General features: G+C 29.7%; 7 protein-coding genes. 5 read left to right on the top strand and 2 right to left on the bottom strand.

The features are described 5' to 3' along the window. Window positions 1–101: 101 nt before the first annotated feature. Complete coding sequence (ppk2, locus tag ACW9UN_RS15000; protein WP_459487161.1) at window positions 102–902, bottom strand: polyphosphate kinase 2; 801 nt, start codon at window positions 900–902, stop codon at window positions 102–104. A gap of 141 nt (window positions 903–1,043) precedes the next feature. Between ppk2 and ACW9UN_RS14995 the strand changes: the two genes are divergently transcribed. The 5 genes from ACW9UN_RS14995 (at window position 1,044) to ACW9UN_RS14975 (ending at window position 5,486) form a co-directional block, all read left to right on the top strand. Then, complete coding sequence (locus tag ACW9UN_RS14995) at window positions 1,044–1,832, top strand: alpha/beta fold hydrolase (RefSeq protein WP_459487160.1); 789 nt, start codon at window positions 1,044–1,046, stop codon at window positions 1,830–1,832. Window positions 1,833–1,901: 69 nt separating this feature from the next. Beyond that, window positions 1,902–2,906: a sugar kinase gene (locus ACW9UN_RS14990; protein ID WP_459487159.1), complete on the top strand. Its 1,005-nt coding sequence runs from the start codon at window positions 1,902–1,904 to the stop codon at window positions 2,904–2,906. Between the two features lie 406 nt (window positions 2,907–3,312). Next, window positions 3,313–3,855, top strand: coding sequence for an RNA polymerase sigma factor (locus tag ACW9UN_RS14985; protein ID WP_459487158.1), 543 nt, complete (start codon window positions 3,313–3,315; stop codon window positions 3,853–3,855). After that, window positions 3,845–4,381, top strand: coding sequence for a hypothetical protein (locus ACW9UN_RS14980; RefSeq protein WP_459487156.1), 537 nt, complete (start codon window positions 3,845–3,847; stop codon window positions 4,379–4,381). The genes ACW9UN_RS14985 and ACW9UN_RS14980 overlap by 11 nt, the downstream gene beginning before the upstream one ends. Further along, window positions 4,362–5,486, top strand: a complete 1,125-nt coding sequence (locus ACW9UN_RS14975; RefSeq protein ID WP_459487155.1) for a hypothetical protein — start codon at window positions 4,362–4,364, stop codon at window positions 5,484–5,486. The genes ACW9UN_RS14980 and ACW9UN_RS14975 overlap by 20 nt, the downstream gene beginning before the upstream one ends. Before the next feature lie 115 nt (window positions 5,487–5,601). Here ACW9UN_RS14975 and amaB read toward each other — a convergent pair whose 3' ends face one another. Further along, on the bottom strand, window positions 5,602–7,143 hold the full coding sequence (gene amaB / locus ACW9UN_RS14970) for an L-piperidine-6-carboxylate dehydrogenase (RefSeq protein WP_459487154.1): 1,542 nt from the start codon (window positions 7,141–7,143) through the stop codon (window positions 5,602–5,604). Between the last annotated feature and the right edge of the window lie 121 nt (window positions 7,144–7,264).

Genomic DNA, 7,264 nt, shown 5'->3' with positions numbered 1-7,264 from the left:
TTATTGATAATTAAATACATAGATTTTTCGACTTCGCTCAAAATGACATCCAAACCTACTTTTCAGACAGCCTCTTTTTGCTTTAATTTTAGTAATACTTCCTAAAACTTTTCAGGCACAAAAGTTTGGTAATCCATTGGTGGCCTTACATAAGCCTTATTGTCTGGTAAAGGTGGTAAAGCTATAGGCTCTATATTCATTTTTTCGTAAGGTATTTTACTTAAAACATGACTGATGCAGTTTAAACGTGCTTTCTTTTTATTATCAGAATTTACCACAAACCAAGGCACTTGCTTGGTATCTGTATGTGCAAACATTTTGTCTTTAGCCTTAGAATATTCTAACCATCTTGAACGTGATTCTAAATCCATAGGGCTAAATTTCCATCTTTTTAACGGATTAGAAATTCTGTTTTTAAATCGTCTTTCTTGCTCTTCATCGCTTACAGAAAACCAGTATTTTAAAACTATAATTCCAGATCTAACCAACATACGTTCAAACTCTGGGCAAGAGCGCAAAAACTCATCATATTCATCATCTGTACAAAAACCCATAACCTTTTCTACTCCTGCCCTATTGTACCAGCTTCTATCAAACAAAACAATTTCGCCAGCCGCAGGCAAATATTGTACATAACGTTGAAAATACCATTGCGATTTTTCGCGTTCTGTAGGTACACCTAAGGCAACAACTTTACATATTCTAGGGTTTAAAGGCTCTGTAAAACGTTTAATTGTACCTCCTTTTCCAGATGCATCTCTACCTTCAAAAAGAATAACAACTTTTAAGCCTTTCTTTTTTACCCATTCTTGCAGATGTACCAATTCTTCGTGTAATTTTTTGAGTTCCTTTTCGTAATTAAACTTTTTTTGTTTTTCGTTTTTTGAGCTAGATTTTTCCATACTGGCAATTTACAAAAAATTGAAAAAGAAAATCATAATAGCGTTTTGCGTACTTTTTTGCTGTAAGAAACGTCAAAATAAAGAGTTAACTTTGTATATCGTTTAAATACGTTATTTTTGTATAAATCTTAAAAACAATTTTTGTTAAATTATTATTCATATCCTCATAAAAATTCTACAGAATGGGTAACTTTTGTTCACGGAGCAGGAGGCAGCAGTTCTATTTGGTATAAGCAAGTTAGAGATTTTAAAAAACATTTTAATGTATTGATTTTAGATTTAAGAGGCCATGGAAATAGCCAACCAAAGTTAAAAGATACGTTTAATCCTAAATACACTTTTGATTCGATTACCAATGATATTGTAGAAGTTATTGAGCATTTAAAGATTACAAAATCTCATTTTATTGGTATTTCTTTAGGTACTATTTTAATTCGTAATCTGGCTGAAAAAAGACCTGAATTGGTTAAAAGTATGATTATGGGAGGCGCAATCATAAAATTAAATATTCGCTCTCAAATTTTAATGAAATTAGGGGTAATATTTAAATCTGTAGTACCTTATATGCTTTTATATAAGCTTTTTGCGTTTATAATTATGCCCAGAAAAAATCATAAGAAATCTAGATCTTTGTTTGTAAACGAGGCTAAAAAACTCTATCAAAAAGAATTTATACGTTGGTTTAAATTAACCTCAGAAATAAATCCGCTTTTACGTTTTTTTAGAACAAAAGATATTAAGATTCCTACCTTATATGTAATGGGTGCAGAAGATCACTTGTTTTTACCTTCTATAAAAAATGTAGTAAAACTACATAAAAAAGCATCACTTTTTGTTATTGAAAAATGTGGTCATGTGGTTAATGTAGAGCAACCAGAAACATTTAATAATAGAACTATAGATTTTATTCAATCTTTAAGATTATCTTAGTGTAATTCTGTACTTTCTTTTCTAATTATCCATTCTTAATCTTTATTTTTACCTTATAAAAATTTAACCATGAATCAGATAATTACTTTTGGTGAAGTATTAATGCGAATATCACCCATTGGAAACAAAAAATTTGTACAATCTAATGCAGCAGAATTTTATTTTGGTGGTACAGAAGTAAATGTTGGTATTTCTATTGCTAATTTTGGAGGAAGTGTTAAGCATGTTTCTTGTATTTCTGATGATTTTATTGGAGATACTGCCATTTCTTATTTAAAAAAATTTAGTGTAGATACCTCATCTATTGTGCGTTCTAAAAGACCTTTAGGTGTGTACTTTTTAGAAGTGGGTGCTGTTATGAGACCCAGTTCTATTTCTTACAACCGTTCGCATTCTTCTTTTTCTGAAATTTTACCTGCTATGGTAAATTGGGATAAAGCTTTAGAAAATGGCAAATGGTTTCATTGGACAGGAATTACTCCTGCTCTAAACAAAGGCAGTAAAGAAACACTTTTAGAAGCTGTAAAATTAGCTAGAAAAAAAGGGATAACTGTTTCTGCAGACCCTACTTATAGAAGTGGTTTATGGAATTATGGTGAAAATCCAAAAGATGTATTGGCTGAGTTAATGCAATATTGTACCATTTTTATTGGGGGTGTAAACGAAATTAACGAGCTTTTAGAAACTGAATATTCTTTTTCTAATGAAGATTTTATAAAAGCCAGCAAACATTTAATTGAAGAATACCCAACCATAGAAAAAGTTTTTGACAAAATAAGAACCTCTATAAACGCTTCTTGGCATAAAATGAGAGCAAGAATGTGGAATGGTATCGAATTTAAAGAAACTCAAGAATTAGACATTACTCATATTGTTGATAGAATTGGTACAGGAGATGCTTTTGCTGCAGGTGTAATACATGGTTTACAAAACTTTGATGATTATAAAGCCATGGAATTTGGCAACGCTGCTTGCGCCATAAAGCACACCTATGCAGGAGATGTAAATTATGCTAACGAACAAGATGTAATAGGTATTTTACAGGGTAACACTACTGGAAGATTTAATCGATAATAAATTTTAATTTTCTAAAATACCTAAATTACACTTTAATAGCATACTTCTAAAAAAATTAGTGATATTAACATATATAATTGATCTGTTTATTACATTTCTTAAGTTAATCTAAAATCCATTAAGTAAGAGGATTTGCCAACAATCACGTTTTACTTTTTTTAGGAGATTTCTTTGTTAAAAATCATTTTTCTGCACACAAAACTAATCGAAAAGGCAATCTTACTTCTCTAAAAACTCCCCAAATTATCTCATTGCCTTTTTTGATTATCACTCTATTTTTTAATGAAAGTTATCTATTATACAGCCAAAGGATACTTATATTGTGATAAAAAACAGGTTATTATAACAAATTTGAAACTCTAATTAAAACTTTTCGTTTTAAACATAGAACCAACCTGCAAGAATGTCTAAAGAGCTACATTTTTTAGTAAAACAAAGTAAAAAAGGCAACCAAAAAGCACAATTAAAACTATACGATTGGCATTGTGATGCAATGTTTGTTATTTCCTGTAGATATTTAAAAAATAAGGAAGAAGCTAAAGACGCTATGCAAGATGGGTTTTTAAAAGCATTTTTAAGCTTAGAAAATTATGTTGATGGCACCAATTTTAGTGGCTGGTTAAAAACCATTATCATCAACACATGTATAGATCAATTGAAAAGAAAAAAATTAAACACCATTTCCATTGAAAATTATCCTGTAGAAATTTCTAACGATGATGATTGGTATTTTGATGCGAATATTACCAAAACCACAATTTTAGAAACGATAGATAATTTGCCATTAAAATATCAATTGGTAGTAAAATTATATCTGATAGAAGGTTATGATCATCAAGAAATAGCAAGCATTTTAGAGATACCCATTTCAACCTCAAAAACAAGATTACGAAGAGGAAAATCTGTATTAAAACAACAATTAAAAATCAAAACATATGGAACGTGATATCAGAAATTTATTTGAAGGTGATGAACATTCTAATATAGAACTTCCAAAAAATCATAGAGAAGATTTTGTAACAAAACTTCAACATCAGCATAAAAAAAAGCAAGGATTTCAAAAAACCGTTTTGCTAAAAATTGCAGTAGCAATTGTGTTAATTTTTAGTGTATCTATGTATGTTTTTGTTGATGATCAATCATCCTTAGAAAAAAAAGAAGAAAGTACTTTTCAAGCACAAATTAAAGCCATAGAAAAAGAATATTTAGAGAATATCAATAGTGAATGGCAACAATTTTTAGCCATTTCTAATGATAGTATTTTGATAAAAAAATATGAAATTAAATTGAAAAATTTCGATAACGAATACCATAAAATTACCAATCAATTACAAGAAACCCCCAATAACATAAACATCCTAGAATCATTAATAAACAATTTACAAAGACGTTTGGAATTGATTAAAAATATCAAGGAACATATTAAAGAGTTGAACCAAAAAAACACCAGTAATGAAACCATATATTTATAGTATTTTATTTTTAATAATTATTCAATCTACATATGCTCAAACGAAAAAGACAATACTTAAAAAGAGTTATAAAGTTGACAAAAGCACAGTTTTTAATTTAGATTTAGACAATGTTGCCATAGTTTTTGAAGAATCTTTTGATGATAAAATTCATTTTGAGTATACAATTGAGTTTATTAAATACCCGAGAAGAAAAATGGAAAATTTGCTAGGTGAAGTTAACGCTAAAGTCAGAAATAAGAACAATAGAATTTACTTGGACGTTAAAAACTCTAAGTATGTAGGTGAAAATAGAAGTTATCATTATACGATGGATTCTCTAAAATCTGCAATTAAAGACTATGCAAAAGAATTTAAAAATAATAGAAATAAATATAAAACTAAAGACTCTATAATAAATGAAATAAGGTTCAGTACAGGCAATGAAATAACTGATTTTATGTTAAAAAATAAAGATAAATATGAAGATAAATCTTATGTAAACTCTAAGAAACAGAGCATTAGACATTTTGTAATTAAAGTTCCTAGCTATGTTAAAATAGAAGTAAAGGCAATTCATTCTAAACTTTTTTTTAACTATAATGTAACTCGACCTATAAAAGTTAATGCATTTCAAGGAAAGTTTAAGTTCAAAAAATTACTTTCAAAAGATAACATTTTTGAACTTTATAATGGTTTTTTTCAAGCAGAAGAAGTTTATGGAGGAATTTATAAATTCAAAGATGTATACCCAACAAAAATTGGAGTTATTTCTAATTCAGAATTAAATATAGAAAGCACTAAAGTTAAAATAGGTGAAGTTGGAGAGAACATTATCATTAATGATCTTGAAGGTGATTTTTATTTCTATAATTTTTCAAATAATTTCTCGAATTTTAGTTTTCAAGGAGATTTCTCTAAACTAAACCTCTACAAAGTAAAGGACAGCAACTATGCAATGAATGTTTTTGGGCTAAAAACTACCTTAAATATGAATAATACAAAAACTACTTTTGGTACATCAGAAAAAAATAAATTTACTAAAATTTTAGAGAAAAAACCAAAAGCCAAATCATTAAATAAGATAGAAATTAAACTAACCAATGGAATTTTAAATATTCACTAAATTAAAAAATCAAATTTTATAATTTTCTTGAAAGTTTTTTTTGGAATCTTGTGGGTGTTTAACATACATAAACTAAACTCCTACAAGGTTTTGGAAACCTTGCAGGAGAAACCTCTTAGAGGTCAAACTTAATACCTTGTGCTAAAGGCAATTCGTCTGAATAATTTATAGTGTTTGTTTGTCTACGCATATATACTTTCCAAGCATCAGAACCAGATTCTCGTCCACCACCAGTTTCTTTTTCGCCACCAAAAGCACCACCAATTTCTGCGCCAGAAGTTCCTATATTTACGTTAGCAATTCCACAATCTGAACCTGCATAAGACAAGAATTTTTCGGCTTCTTTTAACTCGTTTGTCATAATTGCTGAGGATAATCCTTGCGCAACTCCATTTTGTTTTTCGATAGCATTTTCTACTTCTCCACTATATTTCATCACATATAAAATCGGAGCAAACGTTTCGTGTTGTACAATTTCAAAATGATTTTCAGCTTCTATAATTGCTGGTTTTACATAACATCCAGATTCGTATCCTTCTCCTTCTAAAACACCACCATCAACTAAAACGGTTCCACCTTCTGCTTTTGCTTTTTCAATGGCAGCTAAATATGTATTTACAGCATCGTGATCTATTAAAGGACCAACGTGATTGTTTTCATCTAACGGATTTCCAATTTGTATTTGTTTGTAAGCACCAACAATTGCATCACGTACTTTATCATATACAGCTTCGTGAATAATTAATCTTCTTGTAGAAGTACATCTTTGCCCACAAGTACCAACAGCACCAAAAACAGCTCCAGGCACCACTACTTTTAAATCGGCAGTTGGTGTTATAATTATGGCATTGTTACCACCCAATTCTAAGAGCGATTTTCCAAAACGTTGAGCAACTTTTGCGCCCACAATTCTGCCCATTCTTGTAGATCCTGTTGCAGAAACTAAAGGAATTCTGGTATCATTGGTCATCATTTCACCAACTTTATAATCGCCATTTATAATGCAAGAAATTCCTTCTGGCAAGTTATTTTCTTTTAAAATTGTGGCAATTATATTTTGACAAGCTATAGCACATAAAGGTGTTTTTTCTGAAGCTTTCCACACGCAAACATCACCACAAATCCAAGCTAAGGCTGTGTTCCAAGCCCAAACAGCAACAGGAAAGTTAAAAGCAGAAATAATGCCTACTACACCTATTGGATGCCATTGTTCTCTCATTACATGTCCTGGTCTTTCAGAAGGAATAGTTTGTCCATTTAATTGACGCGATAAACCTACAGCAAAATCACAAATATCAATCATTTCTTGCACCTCTCCTAAACCCTCTTGGAAAGATTTTCCCATTTCGTAAGAAACCAATTTCCCTAAAGGTTCTTTTAAGTCTCTTAATTTATTACCAAATTGTCGTACAATTTCTCCTCTTTGAGGTGCAGGCATATCTCTCCAAACTAAAAAAGCTTGAGTTGCGGTTTGCATCACTTTATCATAATCTTCTCTAGTTGTAGTTTTTACTTTACCAATCAATTTTCCATCAACAGGCGAGTAAGATGCGATAATTTCTCCATTAGAAAAGTTGTTTGAACCTGTAGAAGATCCATTATTAATATTTTGTAAACCTAAATTTTTCAAGGCTTTATCCATTCCAAAATCAGTCATTTTGCAGTATTGTTTATGTTTTTTTCAATTACTTGAGCGAATTTACAAATAAAATAAGGAAAATATAAATTACACAAAAAATTTAATTATTGTTTAATATAAAACAATTAAATGTAAAATA

It is taken from the genome of Polaribacter litoreus, from assembly GCF_054584775.1.
This window is presented reverse-complemented; position numbering and strand designations above follow the sequence as displayed.